Origin of the sequence: Paracoccus benzoatiresistens, from assembly GCF_026913015.1 — a bacterium.
GTDB lineage: Bacteria > Pseudomonadota > Alphaproteobacteria > Rhodobacterales > Rhodobacteraceae > Paracoccus > Paracoccus benzoatiresistens.
Map to the genome: position 1 here is coordinate 27,001 of NZ_JAPTYD010000009.1, position 14,114 is coordinate 41,114.

The 14,114-nt window shown below is 66.0% G+C and carries 11 protein-coding genes and 2 tRNA genes; 6 read left to right on the top strand and 7 right to left on the bottom strand.

The window, feature by feature from the left end; all coding sequences use genetic code 11:
• The first annotated feature begins 219 nt into the window (after positions 1-219).
• Entirely contained in the window at positions 220-1,356 is a 1,137-nt protein-coding gene (locus tag OU682_RS08885; RefSeq protein ID WP_371832224.1) for a DUF6456 domain-containing protein, read from the top strand.
• A gap of 51 nt (positions 1,357-1,407) precedes the next feature.
• On the opposite strand, the gene OU682_RS08890 is transcribed toward OU682_RS08885, so the two are convergent.
• On the bottom strand, positions 1,408-2,889 hold the full coding sequence (locus OU682_RS08890; RefSeq protein ID WP_268941726.1) for a catalase: 1,482 nt from the start codon (positions 2,887-2,889) through the stop codon (positions 1,408-1,410).
• A gap of 95 nt (positions 2,890-2,984) precedes the next feature.
• On the opposite strand from OU682_RS08890, the gene OU682_RS08895 reads away from it, so the two are divergent.
• Positions 2,985-3,890: a hydrogen peroxide-inducible genes activator gene (locus OU682_RS08895; RefSeq protein WP_268941727.1), complete on the top strand. Its 906-nt coding sequence runs from the start codon at positions 2,985-2,987 to the stop codon at positions 3,888-3,890.
• 175 nt (positions 3,891-4,065) lie between these two features.
• Here OU682_RS08895 and OU682_RS08900 read toward each other — a convergent pair whose 3' ends face one another.
• Both OU682_RS08900 and OU682_RS08905 read right to left on the bottom strand, forming a co-directional pair.
• On the bottom strand, positions 4,066-5,736 hold the full coding sequence (locus OU682_RS08900; protein ID WP_268941728.1) for a formate--tetrahydrofolate ligase: 1,671 nt from the start codon (positions 5,734-5,736) through the stop codon (positions 4,066-4,068).
• A 66-nt stretch (positions 5,737-5,802) separates the two neighbouring features.
• Positions 5,803-6,390 carry a uracil-DNA glycosylase family protein gene (locus OU682_RS08905; protein WP_371832225.1) on the bottom strand — a complete coding sequence of 196 codons (588 nt, stop codon included), beginning with the start codon at positions 6,388-6,390 and terminating at the stop codon, positions 5,803-5,805.
• A 160-nt stretch (positions 6,391-6,550) separates the two neighbouring features.
• On the opposite strand from OU682_RS08905, the gene OU682_RS08910 reads away from it, so the two are divergent.
• Genes OU682_RS08910 through kdsA form a run of 3 tightly spaced genes read left to right on the top strand, consistent with a single transcriptional unit; the run spans position 6,551 to position 9,784 of the window.
• Entirely contained in the window at positions 6,551-7,204 is a 654-nt protein-coding gene (locus OU682_RS08910; RefSeq protein ID WP_268941731.1) for an ABC transporter ATP-binding protein, read from the top strand.
• Positions 7,188-8,945, top strand: coding sequence for a KpsE/RkpR family capsule polysaccharide export protein (locus OU682_RS08915; protein WP_268941733.1), 1,758 nt, complete (start codon positions 7,188-7,190; stop codon positions 8,943-8,945). The genes OU682_RS08910 and OU682_RS08915 overlap by 17 nt, the downstream gene beginning before the upstream one ends.
• A complete protein-coding gene (kdsA, locus tag OU682_RS08920) occupies positions 8,942-9,784 on the top strand; it encodes a 3-deoxy-8-phosphooctulonate synthase (protein WP_268941734.1) in 843 nt (280 codons plus the stop codon). The genes OU682_RS08915 and kdsA overlap by 4 nt, the downstream gene beginning before the upstream one ends.
• Here the strand turns inward: kdsA and OU682_RS08925 are convergent.
• A complete protein-coding gene (locus OU682_RS08925; protein WP_268941736.1) occupies positions 9,781-10,956 on the bottom strand; it encodes a BaiN/RdsA family NAD(P)/FAD-dependent oxidoreductase in 1,176 nt (391 codons plus the stop codon). The two genes, kdsA and OU682_RS08925, sit on opposite strands and share 4 nt — an antisense overlap.
• 94 nt (positions 10,957-11,050) lie before the next feature.
• On the opposite strand from OU682_RS08925, the gene OU682_RS08930 reads away from it, so the two are divergent.
• A tRNA-Gln gene (locus OU682_RS08930) sits at positions 11,051-11,125 on the top strand.
• Positions 11,126-11,157: 32 nt separating this feature from the next.
• Here OU682_RS08930 and ade read toward each other — a convergent pair.
• The 3 genes from ade to OU682_RS08945 all read right to left on the bottom strand — a co-directional run bounded on the left by ade (position 11,158) and on the right by OU682_RS08945 (position 14,080).
• On the bottom strand, positions 11,158-12,855 hold the full coding sequence (ade, locus tag OU682_RS08935; RefSeq protein ID WP_268941737.1) for an adenine deaminase: 1,698 nt from the start codon (positions 12,853-12,855) through the stop codon (positions 11,158-11,160).
• A gap of 65 nt (positions 12,856-12,920) precedes the next feature.
• A tRNA-Arg gene (locus tag OU682_RS08940) sits at positions 12,921-12,997 on the bottom strand.
• A 60-nt stretch (positions 12,998-13,057) separates the two neighbouring features.
• A complete protein-coding gene (locus tag OU682_RS08945) occupies positions 13,058-14,080 on the bottom strand; it encodes a hypothetical protein (protein WP_268941738.1) in 1,023 nt (340 codons plus the stop codon).
• Between the last annotated feature and the right edge of the window lie 34 nt (positions 14,081-14,114).

Here is a 14,114-nt window from a genome sequence, read left to right on the forward strand (position 1 = left end):
TTTTGAACCGTCCCGTTGATGTTGGTGAGACCAGCTTCACACAACTTTAACGGGTGTTGCCTGCCGCTTTATCGCAGCGTTCGGTCGGGAAACCTATCTTTAGGATTTGTTAGGGAATGTTGCGGCTATCTGCTGTTTAGCAGGCATACCTTTAACCACGCTTAACGCAACTCAAGGTAGTTCAGTTCCCCCGCTGCCTAGGATGACAAGGGACCAGACATGACGCTTTTGACCGGTGATTTCGCTATCGACAGCCTTGCCGCGGAGCACCGTTCGCCGACCGGGGCTGCTGGCGCCTCCGCTGACGATATGCCCGACGACGCGCGCCTTTACCTTCGCCATGTCGAGGAAGGACATTCGATCCGCGCACTGGCGCGGTCCGAGGGTTGCCACGCCTCGACCATCCTGCGCCGCATCCGCCGGTTCGAGGCCCGGCGCGACGACCCCCTGATCGACGGAGCCCTGGCCGAGGTCGCGGAACGCCCCCGCAGGCTGGACGACAAGCAGGCGATGCGCCTTCTGCGCCGCCTGGCCGAACCCGGCGCGGTGCTGGTCACGGCCGAGGGCATGGACAAGGCCATCATCAGCCGGGATGACATCCGGACCGCCGTCCTTGAGCGCTGGATCGCCGAACTGATGGCGTTGAAGGGATGGGTCACGCCCTTGGGCCTGCCGGGGCGGATGCAACGCTATTCCATCGCGCCCGCCGGGCGCGACGCGTTGCGCGACATGCTGAAATCGCCCCGCCAGCGCAAGGCCGTGCCCGGGCCGGCCGAGTTCACCGATGCAAGCCCCGTAGCCGATGAACCGATGGGCATGGCCGAGGCGCCCGCCGGCTTCGATCACGCCGAGCGGCACCGAGTCTGGGAAAGCCGCGTGATCGAGGACCCCGAGGATCGCCGCCGCCGCCGTGCCCGGGTCAACATCGCCGAAAGCCCGCTTCTGCTTCTGGCGCGCCGCCGCGACGGGGCGGGAAAGCCCTTCCTGTCGCCCGGCATGGTCGCGGCGGGCGAACGCCTGCGCGAGGATTTCGAGCTGGCGCAGATGGGCCCGCGCGTCACGCAGAACTGGACCGGCTTCATGACCTCGGGCATCGATGTCAGCCGCAGCGGCGGGGGCTATCGCGGCGGATCTGAATCGGCGCGCGACCGGGTCGCCATGGCGCTGCGCGACCTTGGTCCCGGCATGGGCGACATCGTTCTGCGCGTCTGCTGCTTCCTGGAAGGGATCGAACTGACCGAACGCCGCCTGGGCTGGTCGGCACGGTCGGGCAAGATCGTGTTGCGCCTGGCCCTGATGCGGCTGGAGCGGCATTACCAGGAAACCTATGGAAGCGGTTCGCGCCTGATCGGGTGATGCGGAAAAAGGGGGCGCGGGGGCGCCTCCTTTTCAATCCGGCTTGCGGACCTATTCGGCGGCGTGGCGATGCGCCGCCTTTTCCGCGCGTGCCGCGCGGATTCCCGCGCCGTAGGCAGGGCTGATCCGGTCGAAATGGAGCAGCGCGCGTTCGATCACGTCTTCGTCCGCGCCCTCCATGGCGGCGGCGATGTTGTGATACAGCCGCGCGCGTTCCGCATCGTTCAGCACCCGGTTATGCAGTGCGCGAGGCTGTTCGTAATCGTCGATCAGCTGCCGGTGCGGCTGGCGCGCGGCCACGCCAGACAGGCGCAGCGGCGGTTCGGCGAACGAGGGATCCTCGATGGCGCCGCCGCGGCTGTTCGGCTCGTAATAGGCATCCGCGCTGCCCGTCACCTGGCCGAAGAAGTTCATCTGCCCGTCCTTGTGATAGTGATGGACAGGGCATTTCGGCGCGTTCACCGGCAGGTGTTCGTAATGCGTGCCAAGCCGATAGCGGTGGGCGTCGGCATAGCTGAAGACGCGGGCCTGCAGCATCTTGTCGGGGCTGTAGCCGATGCCGCGCACCTTGTTCGAGGGGCTGAAGGCCGCCTGTTCGATCTGCGCGAAATAGTTGTCGGCATTGCGGTTCAGCTCGAACTCGCCCACCTGGATCAGCGGGTAATCCCCATGCGGCCAGACCTTCGTCAGGTCGAACGGATCATAGGGGGTCTTTTCCGCATCAAGTTCGGGCATGATCTGGACATACATGGTCCAGCGAGGGAACTCGCCCTTCTCGATCTTGCCGAACAGCGCTTCCTGATAGCCCTCGCGGGTGTGGCCGATGATCTCGGCAGCCTCGCCGTTGGTATAGAAGCGGTGGCCCTGCCGGGTCTTGAAGTGGAACTTGACCCAGAAGCGTTCGCCATCCTTGTTCCAGAAGGAATAGGTGTGGCTGCCGAAGCCGTCCATGAAGGTCGGATCCTGCGGCAGGCCGCGGTCCGACATCAGGATCGTCACCTGGTGAAGCGATTCGGGCACTTGTCCCCAGAAATCCCACATGGCCGTCGGGCTGCGCAGGTTGGTGCGCGGGTGACGCTTCTGCGTGTGGATGAAGTCCGGGAACTTCATCGGATCCCGGACGAAGAAGACGGGGGTGTTGTTGCCCACCAGATCCCAGTTGCCTTCGTCGGTATAGAATTTCAGCGCGAATCCACGCACGTCGCGTTCGTGGTCCGCCGCGCCCATCTCTCCCGCCACGGTCGAGAACCGCGCCAGCATGGGGGTGGTCTTGCCGACTTCGCCAAAGATCGCGGCGCAGCTGTATTGCGTGATGTCCTGGGTCACGGTGAAGGTGCCGAAGGCGCCCCAGCCTTTTGCGTGAACCACACGCTCCGGGATCCGCTCTCTGTTCTGGTGGGCCAGCTTTTCAAGAAGCTGGTAATCCTGCATCAGGACCGGGCCGCGATCGCTGGCGGTCTCGCTGTGCTGGTTCGACGCAATCGGCGCACCTGCCGTGGTGGTCATTCGGGGACGGGGGGTGTCCTGGGTCATGCCTTGGCTCCTTCTGAATTGGCTTGGGTTGTTCATGCCGAAGCCGTGGCATAAAGAGAAATCGAAGAAATCGATCAGTCCGATAAGGGTATCTGATGAACATAAGCCTTCGTCAGTTGCGCTATTTCCTGGCGCTTGCCCAGCAGGCCCATTTCACGCGCGCGGCCGAAGTGATGAACGTCACCCAGCCCGCGCTGTCGATGCAGATCCGTGCGCTGGAGGAGGAGGTCGGTGCCGCCTTGGTAGAACGGACCCCGGCGGGTGTCCTGCTGACGCCGCAGGGGCGTGCGCTGGAAGCCCATGCCCGGAAGGTGATGATGGCGATGGCGGGACTGGAACAGGGGATGCGCCAGCCGGGGCAGGGCGGGCGGCTGATGCTGGGGATGATCCCGACGGTCGCCCCCTATCTGCTGCCCGAGGCGCTGCCGGTGCTGCGTGCCCAGGACATCGGCCGCGACCTCCATCTGCGAGAGGCGCAGACCGACCGGCTGGTCGAGGAGTTGCTTCAGGGGCGGCTGGACGTGGCTGTCGTGGCGACCGCCCCCGACAGTGCGGATCTGACCGCGACCCCGCTGTTCACCGACCGTTTCCTGCTGGCGGGCAGCCAGGACCAGATCGCCCGCATCGGTGCCATGCGGCCCGAGCCGCGCGATCTGGATCCCGGCCAACTGCTGCTGCTGGACGAGGGCCATTGCCTGGGCGACCAGGCGCTGGAGGTCTGCGGGCTTGGCCGCCGGGGCGCACGGCTGGATCTGGGCGCGGCCTCGCTATCGACGCTGTGCCGCCTGGCCGCGCAGGGAATGGGGCTGACCTTCCTGCCGCAGCTTGCCGCAAGGCAGGAACGCGCGGCAGCACCCGGCCTTTCGGTCGTGGAATTTCCCGACCCCCAGCCCGCGCGAGAGGTGATGCTGCTGCGCCGCGCCTCGACCCCCGAGGGCGGCTGGCTGGACGATCTGGCTGCCACGCTGTCCCAGGCCGGAGAGCGTGTCATGGCGGGGTAAAGGGCCGCGTCGCGCCGCCGCAACACCGCCCTTCGCGGCGGACCTTTCCTGGTCTGGAAGACGGCAAAGGACATTCATCACCTTTGCGCTTCACCCCGCCCGAACAGGTTGCTCATCGTTCCGTCTTCTTGCGGAGCCCCCATCATTCCGAGCGCTGGGAAGCACTGGGGCTGGCCTAGAACAGGCCCTCGATCTGGCCCAGGTCGTTCAGGGCGATCGTTTCGGCCGATGGGTGACGCGGCAGGCCCGGCATGGTCATGATCTGGCCGCAGATCGCCACCACAAAGCCCGCACCGGCATTCAGTCGAACTTCCCGGACCGGAATCACATGGCCCTCCGGAGCGCCGCGCAGGTCGGGATCCGTGGAAAAGGAATATTGCGTCTTCGCGATGCAGACCGGCAGGCGGCCGTGGCCTTCCTCCTCCCACAGCTCCAGTTGCGCGCGAACGCCGGGCGCGGCCTCGACATGGGCGGCGCGATAGATGCGGGTGCAGATGGTTTCGATCTTCTGCCACAAGGGCATCGAATCCGGGTAAAGGTTGTGGAAGTCGGCCTCCTTGCTTTCCACCAGTTCCACGACGCGGCTGGCCAGATCCTCGGCTCCGGCGCCGCCCTTGGACCAGTGATGGCAGGGGATCGCGGTCACGCCGTGACGGGCGCAGTAAGCCTGGAGCGCCTGGATCTCGGCAGGGGTGTCACCCGCGAAGTGGTTGAGGGCGACGACCAGCGGCAGGCCGAAGCCGCGCAGGTTTTCGATATGACGGCCGAGATTGGCGCAACCGCGTGTCACGGCGGCCACGTCTTTGGTCCCCAGCTCCTCCTTGGCGACGCCGCCGTTCATCTTCAGCGCGCGGATGGTCGCTACCAGCACCGCGGCGGCGGGGGAAAGACCGGCAAGGCGGCACTTGATGTCCAGGAACTTCTCGGCCCCCAGGTCCGCGCCGAAGCCTGCCTCGGTCACGACATAGTCGGAAAGGCGCAGCGCAGTCTCGGTGGCGATCACGCTGTTGCAGCCATGCGCGATATTGGCGAAGGGGCCGCCATGGACCAGGGCGGGGTTGTTTTCCAGCGTCTGGACCAGGTTCGGCTGCAGGGCGTCGCGCAGCAGTACGGTCATGGCGCCGTCGGCCTTCAGGTCCCGCGCGGTGACGGGCCGGCGATCGGTGGTATAACCGACGACGATCCGGCCAAGCCGCTTGTGCAGGTCGTCCAGGTCGCGGGCCAGGCAAAGGATCGCCATGACCTCGGACGCGACCGTGATGTCAAAGCCCGTCTGCCGCGAAAACCCGTTCGAGACGCCGCCAAGCCCCACCACGACGTCGCGGAGGGCGCGGTCGTTCATGTCCATGACGCGCCGCCAGGTGATGCGGCGCGTGTCGATGTCCAGGTCATTGCCCCAGTAGATGTGGTTGTCGATCATCGCCGCCAGCAGGTTGTGGGCGGCGGTGACCGCATGGAAATCGCCGGTGAAATGGAGGTTCATCTCCTCCATCGGGACGATCTGGGCATGACCGCCTCCGGCCGCGCCGCCCTTCATGCCGAAATTCGGCCCCAGGCTGGCTTCGCGGATGCAGACGGTGGCGCGCTTGCCGATGCGGTTCAGCGCATCGCCGAGGCCCACGGTGGTGGTCGTCTTGCCCTCGCCCGCGGGGGTGGGGTTGATGGCCGTGACCAGCACCAGATGGCCGCGGGGCCGGTGGGCCAGCGCGGCCACGGCGTGATGCGCGATCTTGGCCTTGTCGTGGCCATAGCGCAGGATTTCCTGATCGCCCAGGCCCATCCGGGCGGCGACTTCGGTGATGGGCAGCTTTCGGGCGGCGCGGGCAATCAGAATGTCACTGGTCATGCCGACGGGGATGGCCCGGCGGGCGCAACCTGTCAACAAGGGGGGCGCGCAACCCGGACCAAAGGGTCAGTCGTTGCGCGTCAGTTCGGCGCGGACGGCGGCGCGCAGTTCGGGCAGCAGGTCGGCTTCGAACCAGGGATTGCGGCGCAGCCAGCCGGTGTTGCGCCAGGACGGGTGGGGCAGGGGAAAGACGCCCGACGCATGGTCGCGCCACGCGGCGACGGCGCCCGTCACGTCGCGCAGCCCCAGGTTCCAGCGGATCGCATGGCCGCCCACCAGCAGCGTCAGGCGCGGCCGCAACTGGTCCATGACCTGCCCGCGCCAGGTCCTTGCGCAAATCGGCGGGGGCGGCAGGTCCGACCCGCGGCTGTCATAGCCGGGAAAGCAGAATGCCATGGGCACGATGGCAATGCGGTCCTTGTCATAGAAGACCGCTTCGTCCACCCCCATCCAGTCGCGCAGCCGGTCGCCGGACCGGTCGGTGAAGGGCCGCCCGCTGTGATGCACCCGCATGCCGGGCGCCTGGCCGACAACCAGGATGCGCGCCTCGGGATGGAACCAGACGACCGGGCGCGGTTCGTGGGCGGTGGCGGTGCCTGCGAAGCGCGGCGCGCACAGGCGGCAGGCACGGATGGACTGTTCAAGCATGGACATGTCGAACAGATAGTGAAAATGCCGCGTGTTTGAAGGGTGACAAACGCGTGCCGGGCAGGCATCACCAAGGGGGGAAAACTGGACACTCCGCTCGCCCGATACTAGTGTCGCCGGTGCCGGGCAGTCCAGGCCAAGGGCCGCTTGGCGGCAGGGATGATTGATGCTGGAATTCGACAATGTCTCGAAGTCGTTCTGGACGGGAACACGGCGCAAGGTGATCCTCGACCGGGCATCCTTCCGGGTCGAACTTGGCAATTCCCTGGGGATCCTGGCACCGAACGGCACCGGCAAGACGACGCTGATCAACATGATGTGCGGCCTCGAGAAGCCGGATGAGGGCACGATCCGCCGCACCTGCCGCATTTCCTTTCCCCTGGGCTTCATGGGCGGTGTCGTCACCAAGCATTCGGCCAATGAGAACGCGCGCTACATCGCCCGCATCTATGGCCTGGATCCCGATTATGTTTCCGCCTTCACGCGGTGGCTGACCGATATCGACGAATATTTCGACAGGCCGGTGGGCACCTATTCGGCGGGGATGCGCCAGCGGTTCACCTTTGCGCTGCTGCTGGCGCTGGAATTCGACATCTATCTGATCGACGAAGGCATGCCGCAGACGACCGACGTGGAATTCAACCGCAAGGCGGGCGCGGTGCTTTATGACCGGCTGAAGACCGCGACCGTGGTCATCGTATCCCATCAGCCCGCTACCATCGAGAAGTTCTGCCGGTCTGCCGCCATCCTGCGCGACGGGCGACTTTATTCGTTCGAATCCCTTGCTGAGGCGAAACAGTATTATGACTACACCGCCTAAGGTCCGCCGCTATCACGCCTCGGCGGCCGAATCCGTGCGTCCCGTCGGCGGGAGCGAGGCAGCAGCGCTGGCCGGGCGATCCTTGTCGGACTCCAGTGTCCAGATCTCGGTCCGCAAGAAGGCCCCGGCGCATGTGCCGCAGGACGACGAACGCGCCCGGTTCATGCGGACCGATCCCGTCGATGACGGGCTGTCCCATGTGAGGCCCGCCGAACCGCAGCCCGCCGGGCCGCAGCCTTCTGCCTCCGGTGACGACCTGGACAAGCAACTGGAGGCGATCCGACGGGAAAACCTGTCCGAACGGCAGCTGCGCATTGCCCGCCGCATTGCGACCCTGCACCAGATCGAGGTGGGTTCCGACGAGGAAGCGGTCCTGCGCCTGCGCCAGCGCGGCATCGACCCGTCGCATCGCGCGGCCCTTGGGCAGATCCTGTCCAGTGAAGGCAGCCGTGCGCAGGCAAGGCCGGCCGCCAACACGCCCGCGGTGATGCCGAAGAAGCAGACCGCTCCTGCAACTGCCCCGGGGACCGAGGTCGCTCCGCCCCGCCCCGATCTTCCCTCGCGCGAGGTCCTGACCGAGGAAAAGCGCGCGGCCGAGATCTTCCGCATCCAGCGCGACATCGCGCAGCGCAGGCGGCGTCGGATGGTCCTGCTGTGGCTGCGTCTGGCGGCCTTCGTGGTGCTGCCGACCTTGCTGGCCGGATGGTATTACTTCCGCGTTGCCACGCCGCTTTATGCGACCGTCTCGCAGTTCCGCATCCAGTCTGCGGAAGGCCAGGGAAGCGCAGGCGCAGGGGGATTGGGCGGGCTTCTGTCGGGATCGCAGCTTGCGACCAACACGGATTCGGTCGCGGTGCAAAGCTATCTGACATCGCGCGACGCCATGCTGCGGCTGGACGCGGACAAGGGCTTCAAGGCGGCCTATCAGGATCCCGCCATCGACCCGGTCAAGCGGCTGCCAGCAGATGCGACGAACGAGGAGACGTTCGAACTGTACCAGAACTCGGTCAAGATCGGCTATGATCCGACCGAGGGGATGATCGACATGGAGGTGATTGCCCCCGACCCCCAGCAAAGCCAGGACTTCTCGCTGGCCCTGATCGCCTATGCCGAGGAGCAGGTGGACCGGATGACCTCGCGCCTGCGCGACGACCAGATGAAGGGCGCGGTCGCCATCTATGAGGATGCGGAGGCCAAGGTGCTGGCCGCGCAGCGCCGCGTGCAGGAATTGCAGCAGACGCTTGGCGTGCTGGATCCCGTGGCCGAGGGCACCGTGGTAATGAACCAGATCTCGGCATTGGAAACGCAGCTCGCGACGAAGCGGCTGGAGCTGGGCCAGTTGCTGTCCAACCCCCAGCCGCTGCAAAGCCGCGTTGCTGCCCTGCGCGGCGACATCACCCGGCTGGAGGAGATGATCGCCGAAACGCGGACGCAACTGACCGGGGGCGACGACAACCGGAGTTCGCTGGCGCTGATCTCGGGCGAACTCAGGATCGCGGAAAGCGATCTCCTGACCCGCCAGGAACTGCTGGCAACGGCGGCTGCCCAGATGGAGGCGGCGCGGATCGAGGCCAACAAGCAGGTCCGTTATCTGTCGCTGTCCGTGGCCCCGGTTCCGCCGGACGAGGCGACCTATCCCAAGGCGTTCCAGAATACGCTGGTGGCCTTCCTGATCTTTTCGGGTATCTATCTGATGCTGTCGCTGACAGCCTCGATCCTACGCGAACAGGTATCTACATGACCCAAGCCAAGCATGTCCTCATCCGCGATCTTTCCTGCGGCAACGATCTGCCCCTGACGGTCATCGCCGGCCCCTGCCAGCTTGAAACGCTGGACCATGCCCTGATGATCGGGGAACGCATGGCCGAGGCCTGCGCCAGGGCCGGGGCGGGCTATGTCTTCAAGGCCAGCTATGACAAGGCCAACCGGACCTCGTTGAAGGGCCGCCGCGGGGTGGGGATCGAGGAGGGTTTGCAGATCCTGGCGACGGTCAGGGACCGGCTCGGCTGCCCGGTGCTGACCGATGTCCACGACGCCGAACAGGCGGTGCTGGCGGCGCAGGCCGTGGACGTGATCCAGATCCCGGCTTTCCTGTCGCGCCAGACCGACCTGCTGCTGGCCGCTGGCCGGACGGGGGCGGTGGTCAACATCAAGAAGGGGCAGTTCCTGGCGCCCTGGGACATGCCGAACGTCGCCGACAAGGTCGCCTCGACGGGCAACGACAATATCCTGCTGACCGAACGCGGGGCCAGCTTTGGCTATAACACCCTGGTGGCCGACATGCGGTCGCTGCCGATCATGGCGCGGACGGGCTATCCGGTGATCATGGACGCGACGCATTCGGTGCAGCAGCCCGGCGGGCAGGGCGGATCCTCGGGCGGGCAGCGGGAATTCGCACCCGTGATGGCCCGTGCGGCGGTGGCGCTGGGTGTGGCGGGTGTCTTCATCGAAACGCATGAGGATCCGGACTGCGCGCCATCGGACGGGCCGAACATGATCCCGCTGGAGCAAATGCCTGCGCTCGTCGAATCGCTGATGGCCTTCGACCGGCTGGCCAAGGCCGATCCGGTGATGGGCTAGGCCGCGCGGCCTGCGGCATCGGCCGAGGCCCAGGCCCACTGGAAATTGTATCCTCCCAGCCAGCCTGTCACATCGACGCATTCGCCAATGAAATAAAGCCCTGGCACATTGCGGGCCTGCAAGGTCCGCGCGTCCAGGTCGCGCGTGTCGATGCCGCCCAGGGTCACCTCGGCCGTGCGATAGCCTTCGGTGCCGACGGGTCGGACTTGCCAGCGATTGACGCGCGCCCCGATGGCATCAAGCCGGGTGTTCGGCTGGTCGGCGAGCCGCGCCTGCCCAAGCCCCATCTCCTCGCAGATTGCCGCGGCCAGACGGGCGGGCAGGGCGCGCCCAAGCGCCGAGGCAACGCTGATCCTCCCCGACTGCGCCCGCGCTGCCTTCAGATCCGCCGCGATGTCCCGACCGGGGGCAAGATCGACCTGCAGCGTCTCGCCCGGCTGCCAGAAGCTGGAGATTTGCAGGATCGCCGGGCCGCTGAGTCCGCGATGCGTGAACAATAGCGCATCCCGGAACCTACCGCCGCCGTGGCGAATCTCGGCTTCGACCGGGACACCGGCCAGCGGACGGCACAGCGCCAGTTCCTGTTCGGCAAAGGTCAGCGGAACCAGGCCAGCCCGCGTGTCGATCAAGCGCAGGCCGAACTGCGTGGCGATATCGTAAGCGAGGCCGGTGGCGCCGATCTTGGGAATCGACTTGCCGCCCGTTGCGACCACGAGCTGCGCGGCCCGGATCGTACCTGCCAAGGTGTCGACCAGAAAGCCCGTGCCGTCATGCCGGACCTGTTGCGGGGCGGTCTGCATCCGCAACTCGGCGCCTTCCATCCGGTCCAGCAGCATCCGGGTGATCTGAGTTGCCTTGCCATCGCAGAAAAGCTGCCCTTGCGTCTTTTCATGCCAGCTGATTCCCGCCCGATCGACCAGCCGCAGGAAATCGCCCGGACTATATCGGGACAGCGCACTGGCCGCGAATCGCGGATTTTGCGACAGGAACCGGTCCGGCGCCGTAGCGAGATTGGTGAAATTGCACCGCCCCCCGCCCGATATGCGAATCTTCTCGCCCGGATCCCGGGCATGATCCAGCACCAGGACACGCCGGCCCTGCCGCAACGCGGACCCCGCGCAGAACAATCCCGCCGCCCCGGCGCCCAGTATCAGAAGATCGACCTGTTCCATTGGGGCCGCATACTGCGTGGTCGCGGAACAGACAAGTTTTGCGAATTTTCGGCTTGCACCCCCCCGCCACCTTGGCTATTCACCCTCCCACAGTTGGGGCGTGGCCAAGTGGTAAGGCATCGGTTTTTGGTACCGTGTACCGTAGGTTCGAATCCTACCGCCCCAGCCAACATCATCTAGACTACTGTTTTTGCTGTCTGTTCAGCCTGCAATGATCTCGAATCGCGTGACATCGACCATCCCGCGGTCGGTGATCTTCAGGGCGGGGATGACGGGCAGGGCCAGGAAGGCCATCTGCAGGAAAGGCTCCTCCAGCGTGACGCCAAGGGTTCTGGCCGCTTCGCGCAGCAGGATCAGGCGGTCGCGCACGGCTTCGAACGGCTCGAGGCTCATCAGGCCGGCGACGGGCAAGGGCAATTCGGCCAGAATGCGGCCGGCATGAGCCACCACGAAGCCGCCCTCGATGTCTGACAGGCGGTTCGCAGCCAGGGCCATGTCGTCGTAGTCGGCGCCGACCACGGCGATGTTGTGGTGATCGTGACATACGGTCGAGGCGATGGCGCCACGCCGGATGTCGAAACCTCGCACAAAGCCGGTGGCGATATTGCCGTTCCTGCCGTGACGCTCGATCACCGCGATTCGAGCGAGGTCGCGCGACGGGTCGGGGCGCTTGTCGCCGTCCTCGGGCGCGATATCCTCGTTCAGGTGAGCGGTGATGATCTTGCCTTCGATGATGCCGATCACCGGGGTCTCGCGGCGATTGCCGGGATGGCGGAAATTCCCGGACGTGACCGCAGGCGCCTTGACGGAGTGGCGGCCGATCGGGGGCAGGTCGCCCCGCGCGGCAAAGGATGCCTCATCGACAACCCGTCCGCCGCACAGCACCAGTTGCGCCCGGCAATGTTCCAGGCTGTCCAGCGCCACGATATCGGCGCGCAGGCCCGGCGCAATCAACCCGCGATCCTTCAGTCCGAAAGCCTCGGCCGCCGACAGCGAGGCTGCGCGATAAACGGCCAGCACCGGGCTGCCGCGCCGGATCAGTTCGCGGATCATGTGGTCCAGATGGCCCTGTTCGGCAATGTCCAGCGGGTTTCGGTCATCCGTGCAAAGGCACATGTAGGGCGCCGTCACATCGGTCAGCACCGGCTGCAAGGCTGCCAGATCCTTGCTGACCGATCCCTCGCGGATCAGCGCGCGCATTCCCTTGCGCAGCTTTTCCAGAGCCTCCTCGGCGGTGGTCGCCTCGTGTTCCGTGCGGATGCCCGCCGCGACATAGGCCGACAGGTCGCGTCCTGACAGTTGCGGGCAATGGCCGTCGATATGCCCACCCTGGAACAGCCGCAGCTTGGCCATGACGGCAGGATCGCGATGGATCACGCCGGGATAGTTCATGAACTCGGCCAGCCCGATATTCGACGGATGGCCCATGACGGCGCGCAGATCCTCGGCCTCGATTCGGGCGCCCGCCGTTTCCATCTCGGTCGAGGGCACGCAGGAGGAAAGCTGCACCCGCAGGTCCATCAGGGTGCGCTCGCTGGCTGCCTGGAACCAGCGGATGCCGTCTAGGCCGATGACATTGGCGATCTCGTGCGGGTCGCAGATGGCGGTTGTGATGCCGCGCGGCGTGACGCAGCGGTCGAATTCGAAGGGCGTGACCAAGCTGCTTTCGACATGCAGATGGGTGTCGATGAAGCCCGGCACCAGTGTCAGGCCGGTCACGTCGATGACCTGCCGGGCCTCGTAGTCCTCGCCCATGCCGACAACGCAGTCGCCGCAGATGGCGACGTCGCCCGCGATCATCGTGCCCGTGATCAGGTCGAAGACCTGTCCGCCGCGCAGGACCAGATCGGCGGGTTCATCGCCACGTGCTTGCGCAATACGCCGTTCCAGATCGTCCATGGGTCATCCTCCGTTTGCGTCAGAAGACCTGACACAAGGCGCAACGTCCAGAGGGTCATGGAGAATGGTGCACCCGAAGGGATTCGAACCCCTGGCCTCTGCCTTCGGAGGGCAGCGCTCTATCCAGCTGAGCTACGGGTGCCTGGGGCCGTGAATAACCGCAGCGGTGCCGGGGTGCAACGGCGAAAACGAAATGCCGACGTCAGCCTGCGCAGATCTGTTGCAGGGCCAGCCACTGTTCATCGGTCAGCAGGGGACGGGAAGGCGGTGCCTTGCGGAATGGATCACCCTCGATCAGCGGCAGCACGGTCTGCCCGGTTGGATCGATCGAGCGGGCATAGGGCTCGGCCGGGATGCCGCGTTCGGCCAAGGAAGCCAGCAGATCGGCATCCGCGGGTCGGGGCGGAGGCTGCAGCAGCAGTGTATTGCCAAAGCCCGCCATGGCGTTGCGCGGCAGGTGTCCCAAGGTCATCAGCCGCAGCGAAGCACCCAGGCCGGCATGGCGCATGGCCACCAGTCTCAGATTCGGATCCTCGGCCGCCAGTCGCGCCGACACCAGATGGGCTGCGGCAGATTCGGGACCGGGCGCGGCGCGCAAAAGATCGCTGCCCACTACATACAGATCCCCCGGCAAGCGCCGCGCGCCGCCCAAGGGGCCGGGAAGCACGCGGACGACGGCGCCGGGACCCAGCAGTTGCGGCGCCAGATAGTCCAGGACCGCCTGCCCTGAATCGCGCGTGCAGACCGCGCCTGCGCTTGTCTCCAGATCGGCCAGGATCGCCATGCCGATGTCGCGCGCCTGCGCCGGCGGTGCGATGCGCGCTGCATGAACGACAAGCGCATTGGGCAGCCAAAGGACCGCCCCCGCCAAGACAGCCAGAATCGCCAGCACCATCAGCGCGCTGCGCAGCCGCCCGGAATGGGCGCGATGGCTGGCAACGGCACCCTGGACGCGAGAGATCGCCTCGATCATCAGCGGATCGTCGATCTCGACGGTTTCGTCCGCCCCTTCGGCACCGGGCGCATAGATGGCCGGCACAGCGCCAGGGTTAAGCTGCACCACGGCGGGCAGGGACCAATGGGACAAGGGACGGTCATTCTTCGGATCCGACAGGACCAGCGTGGCCTCGCCGACCGACACGATGACCTCGCGCAATGGCGCATCAGGGGTCGCGCGCCACGACCCCTGGGCTTCGAGCCGTTGAAATTTCGTAAGCGCGGTCATCGGGTCCGGTCTGCCATTGTCAAGCCGACCATAG